Origin of the sequence: Mesorhizobium sp. M4A.F.Ca.ET.020.02.1.1 (assembly GCF_004022645.1) — a bacterium.
GTDB lineage: Bacteria > Pseudomonadota > Alphaproteobacteria > Rhizobiales > Rhizobiaceae > Mesorhizobium.
This window is the reverse complement of sequence record NZ_RZOI01000403.1, coordinates 1-5,511: the sequence shown is the minus strand read 5'-3', so window position 1 is coordinate 5,511 and position 5,511 is coordinate 1. Positions and strand designations below refer to the sequence as shown.

General features: G+C 65.0%; 4 protein-coding genes. 2 read left to right on the top strand and 2 right to left on the bottom strand.

All coding sequences use genetic code 11. From position 1 onward, the window contains the following. Together ppx and EN742_RS22375 are read right to left on the bottom strand one after the other, a co-directional pair. Positions 1–1,439: exopolyphosphatase (gene ppx / locus EN742_RS22380; protein ID WP_128333285.1), on the bottom strand; the 1,439-nt coding region annotated here is incomplete at its 3' end. Continuing rightward, a complete protein-coding gene (locus EN742_RS22375; RefSeq protein ID WP_128333284.1) occupies positions 1,436–3,631 on the bottom strand; it encodes an RNA degradosome polyphosphate kinase in 2,196 nt (731 codons plus the stop codon). The genes EN742_RS22375 and ppx, both read right to left, overlap by 4 nt. Before the next feature lie 252 nt (positions 3,632–3,883). Here EN742_RS22375 and EN742_RS22370 point away from each other — a divergent pair, with 252 nt between their 5' ends. Next, the gene (locus EN742_RS22370) at positions 3,884–4,129 is read left to right on the top strand and encodes a zinc-finger domain-containing protein (protein ID WP_126055162.1); all 246 of its coding nucleotides are present in this window, start codon (positions 3,884–3,886) and stop codon (positions 4,127–4,129) included. Positions 4,130–4,142: 13 nt separating this feature from the next. After that, positions 4,143–5,369 carry an FAD-dependent monooxygenase gene (locus tag EN742_RS22365; RefSeq protein WP_128333283.1) on the top strand — a complete coding sequence of 409 codons (1,227 nt, stop codon included), beginning with the start codon at positions 4,143–4,145 and terminating at the stop codon, positions 5,367–5,369. The last annotated feature ends 142 nt before the right edge of the window (positions 5,370–5,511 follow it).

Here is a 5,511-nt window from a genome sequence, read left to right as displayed (position 1 = left end):
CCATAGAGGTCGGCAAGTGAGGCCGGCAGCACCAGCGCCAGCATGCCGTTGCCGCGGTTTTCCCATTTCAGCCTGGGCATCACGCCCGGCATCGCCGCCGTCATCAGGTAGACGACGCGCATCATTGCGGCGAGAACGCGGGCGCGCTCGAGGATGCGCGGCGGCGCCAGCGCCTTGATCTCGGGCGCGATGCCCTCGTTGAAGATGCCGTCATGGCGGTAGGCGCCGGCCAGCGCCAGATAGGCGCGGCCGGGATGGTCGACGCCGATGAAAGAGGCGTGCGCGATGATGTTGAGAGACTGCCTGCCGCGGTATTCGGGATGCGCGCGCCAACCAATATCGGCGAGCAGGCAGGCGGCCTGGCGGTAACGCGCCTCGTCCTCTGTCTCGTCGATGCCGAAAGCGGCAAAGGCCTTGCCGGTCCAGTCGACCAGCTCATGCGCATGGTGGACCGAGCGCGAGCGCAATAGCGCGAGTTCCTCGGCGGCCGAGATCAGCGGATCGGCCTTCTGCTCGGCCTCGTCGAGCAGCGAGTAGAGAAAGCCCTCGCGCACGCCGAGCGCCGAAACGACGATCTTCGACGGCTGCATCGCCGACATGATCTCCTGCAGCACGATGGCGCCATAGGGGAGCAGCGAGCGGCGGTTCTTGGAAACGCCTTCGATGCCCTTGACCTTCTCGATCTCGGCCTTCGTCACCTGCTTCAGGAAGCTCTGCGCGCTGTCGGCCGAGATCTCATAGTGATGCATGACGCCGAGCGGGTAGTTGGTCATTTCCATGTGCAGCCGGGCGAGGTTTCGCCAGGTGCCGCCGACGGCGTAGAAGGCCCTGCCCTGCCCACCCTTCAACAGCTTGGCCCGCGCCAGCTCCTGGCGCGCGATCTTCTGAGCCTGGACGAGCGAATTCTTCGCCATGTCCTGCAGGCGCAGGCCGCCGAGCGGCAGCGTGATGCCGTCGCCGATCGCCTCGCCGTTGATGTCGATCAGTTCGAGGCTGCCGCCGCCGAGGTCACCGGCGATGCCGCTGGCCGGGTGGAAGCCGGAAATCACGCCGAGCGCCGAATAATGCGCCTCCTGCCGCCCGGAGAGCACCCGGATCTCAGTCTTCAGTACGTCCTCGGCGCGGTGGATGAAATCGGGGCCGTTGACCGCCTCGCGGGCGGCGGCGGTCGCCAGCACATACATGTGCTCGGCGCCGGCCTGGTCGGAGAGCGCGCGGAAGCGGCGGAACTCCTCCATCGAGCGGGTGACCGCCTCGGGATCGAGCTTGCCGGTCGAAACGATGCCGCGGCCGAGGCCGGCCAGCATCTTTTCGTTGAACAGCAAGGTCGGCGAGCGCGCCAGCCCTTCATAGACGACGAGGCGGATCGAGTTAGAGCCGATGTCGATGATCGACAGCGGCCGCCGGTCCTGGAGCCGGCCCTGGGAAGCAGAAATCACGCGGCGGCGTTCTTCTTGCGGCGCTTGAACTGGGCGATGCGCCTGGGCGCATGCGACTTCAGCGCGTCACCCCGTCCGGACAGACTCGGATTGGTCATGAAATATTCCTGCGCGTTGAACGGTTCCTCGCCCTCCTCCAGCACGACGCGCCGGGAGGTGCCGTCAGCCAATACGTCGAAACTTTGCTGGTTGTCCATGATGTTGCCCAGCATGATCTGGCCAAGCACCTGTTCATGCACAGTTGGATTGGTGATCGGCACCATGGTCTCGACACGGCGGTCGAGATTGCGCGGCATAAGATCGGCCGAGGAGATGTAGACGATCGCCCCGTCCGAGGGCAGGCCGTAGCCGTCGCCAAAGCAGTAGATGCGGCTGTGCTCGAGGAAGCGGCCGACGATCGATTTCACCCTTATATTCTCCGACAGGCCCGGCACCTGCGGCCTCAGGCAGCAGATGCCGCGCACGACGAGGTCGATCTCGACGCCGGCGCGGCTGGCATCGTAGAGCGCGTCGATGATGATCGGGTCGACCAGCGCGTTCATCTTCATCCAGATTCGCGCCGGCCGGCCCTCGCGCGCGTGGACGACCTCGTTCGAAATATGCTTCAGGATGCGTTTGCGCAGCGTGAATGGCGAAACGGCGAGCCGCATCTCCTCGGTGGGCTCGGCATAGCCGGTGATGAAGTTGAACAGCTGGGCGACATCGCGGGCAATCGTCGGATCCGTGGTGAAGAACGACAGGTCGGTATAGATGCGCGCGGTGACCGGATGGTAGTTGCCAGTGCCGAGATGCACATAGTTGCGCAGCTTGCCGTCCTCGCGCCGCACCACCAGCGACATCTTGGCGTGGGTCTTGAGCTCGAGGAAGCCGAACACGACCTGGACGCCGGCGCGCTCGAGGTCGCGGGCCCAGCGGATGTTGGCCTCCTCGTCGAACCGCGCCTTGAGCTCGACCAGCGCCGTCACCGATTTGCCGGCCTCGGCCGCGTCGACCAGCGCGCGCACGATCGGGCTGTCGTTGGAGGTGCGGTAGAGCGTCTGCTTGATCGCCACCACTTCCGGGTCGGCCATCGCCTGACGCAGGAACTGCACCACCACGTCGAAGGATTCGTAGGGATGGTGGACGATGATGTCCTTCTCGCGGATGGCGGCAAAGCAGTCGCCGCCATGCTCGCGGATACGCTCGGGAAAGCGCGGATTGTAGGGCGTGAACTTCAGATCGTCGCGGGCGACGGCGACGATCTCGGAGATCTGGCTGAGCGCCAGCGGACCGGTCAGGACGCTGATGCGGCTCGACGAGACGCCAAGCTCGCCGGCGACGAAGTCGCGCAGTTCCGGCGGCATCAGCATGTCGAACTCGATGCGGATCACCGAACCGCGGCGGCGCCGCTTCAGCGCCGTCTCGAACAGGCGAACCAGGTCCTCGGACTCTTCCTCGACCTCGATATCGCTGTCGCGGATGATGCGGAAGGTGCCGGACCCCTTGACCTCATAGCCCGGGAAGAGCTTGCCGATATAGAGGCCGACCGCCTCCTCCAGCGGGATGAAGCGGACATGATTCTTGCGGTCGGGTAGACGGATGAAGCGCTTCAGCGCCACCGGCAGGCGCAAAAGCGCGCTCATCTCCTCGCCATTCTTGCGGTGGCGCAGTTGCAGCGCCATCGAGAAGCCGAGATTGGGGATGAACGGGAACGGATGCGCCGGGTCAATCGACAGCGGGGTCAGCACCGGAAACACCTGATCCTGGAAATGCTCTTCCAGCCAGGCCTTCTCGTCCTTGGTCAGCGCGTCGCGGGTGATGCTTTCGATGCCTTCCTTGTTGAGCAGCTGCATCAGTGTCGAAAGGCTCTTCTGTTGGTCCTCCTGCAGGCGCTCGACCTCGCGCAGCAGTTGTTCAAGCTGCTGTTCGGGCGTGCGGCCGTCCGGACTCTTCAGGACGATGCCCTCGCGCACCTGGCCTGCCAGGCCCGCGACACGGACCATGAAGAACTCGTCGAGATTGCCGGCCGAGATCGACAGGAAGCGGATCCGCTCCAGAAGCGGATGGTGCGGGTTCAGCGATTCCTCCAGTACGCGCCGGTTGAACTGCAGCCAGGAGAATTCGCGGTTGACGAAGCGATCGGGATTGCCGCTCTCGGCACTTGCCGCCTCGATGGTGATGAATTCGCTGTGCACCGGCTTCAGTTCGTTCATGATTCCCGCTCTTGTCCTGCGCCCATCGCTTTGAAGCGCTGCATTCCGGATGGGCTACGGACGCTCTAACATGTTTTTGTGACGCACGATCCCTCACGAATCCCGCAGCGATCCAGGGTCATGCGCTTAACCGGCTCAACTTATCCTCTGACAGGCTTTTGCGACAGTTTCATTTCATCGATCTTGCAAACAGGCCGGTTATGATCCAGATGCAGACTGGCCGAAACAAGCCGAGACCAATTGGAGACGACGATGGCAGGCGGTTCCATTCCCCATTTCCAGAACGATGCGGGCCATCCGGCGATCGACATCGGCGTCAAGGAATTCATGTGCACGGGCGCCAACCCGCCCTTCGACCATCCGCACGTGTTCCTCGACATGGGCGACGACAATGAGAAGGTCTGCCCCTATTGCTCGACGCTCTTCCGCTATTCGGCGAAACTGAAGGCGACCGAAACGGTCCCCGCGGGCTGCCTCTATATCGACCAGGCCGCCTGATCCTCTTCCGACGATGAGCGAGGCGCGGTCCCGGCAGGTCGTCATCGCCGGGGCCGGCATAGCAGGACTGACGGCGGCGCTTGCCTTCGCCGAGCGCGGCTATCCCGTAACGGTGTTCGAACAGGCCAGGCAACTCGAGGCAGCCGGCGCCGGTATCCAGCTTTCTCCCAATGCGACGCGAATCCTCAGGCAGCTCGGCGTGCTGGAGCGGCTCCTGCCGCATGCAGTGCGGCCGGAGGCGGTGGTGCTCAAGGATGCCGCCGCGCTCAGGGACCTGGGACGCGTGCCGCTCGGACAGGCCGCCGAGAGCCGCTGGGGAGCGCCCTATCTTGCCGCCCATCGCGCCGACGTGCAGGCGGCGCTGACGGCGCAGGTGACGGAACGCCCGGATGTCGAGCTCGTCACCGGCGCGCGGGTGACCGGCGTCGCCGCCGGACCGCAGGGCATTGCCGTGACGGCTGAAACGGACGGCCGCACGATCGAGGCCAGCGGCCAATTGCTGGTCGGCGCCGATGGTGTCTGGTCGTCGATTCGCGAGAACCTCGCCGGCAAGCAGCCCGGCTTCGGCAAAAGCCGCTTCTCGGGCGAACTCGCCTGGCGCGCCACGGTCGCGGCGGAGAGCGCCGCAGGAAAGGCCTTTGCGACGAGCGGCGCCGCGGTCAGCGTCACCACCTTCCTCCGTCCCGGTTTCCACCTGGTGGCCTATCCGGTAAGCCAAGGCAGCGCCTTCAACCTCGCGGCCTTCACCAAGGGCGAGCGCATCGCGGAAGGCTGGTCCGGCCATGCCGACCCGGCCATCCTCTCGGGCGCCATGCGCGGCACGGCACCGGCGCTGGCAAGGCTGGTCGCGCTGGCCGGCCCGTGGACGGCGTTTCCGATCCACACGGTCGAGCAACAGCGCTGGACGATGCAAGACGGGATCGCGCTCATCGGCGATGCAGCGCATGCAATGACGCCGTTCGCGGCGCAGGGCGCCGCCATGGGAATAGAAGACGCCGCCATGCTTGCCGGCGTGATCGCCGACTTCCCTGCCGACTTGCGACAGGGGCTTGCCACCTGGGAGAACCTCAGGCGGCCGCGCGTCGAGAAGGTGCTGAGGCGCGGCGCGCTCAACCGGCTTGCCTGGCACGCCTGGGGGCCGGTGGCGATCGCGCGCAACCTGGTGCTGGCGACGCGGCCGGCGGAGAAACTCGCGGCGGATCTGGACTGGCTGTACGGGTGGGAGGTTGTGAGGCGGTAGGACTTTGGGACCCGCCGCCCTTGACGTAATGACTATTTGTAGTTACATTTTTGCGGTTACACCACATGGCAGAATTGCGATTTGAATGGGATACGGAAAAGGCTAGGTCAAATCTGCGCAAACATGGCGTGAGTTTTGAAAC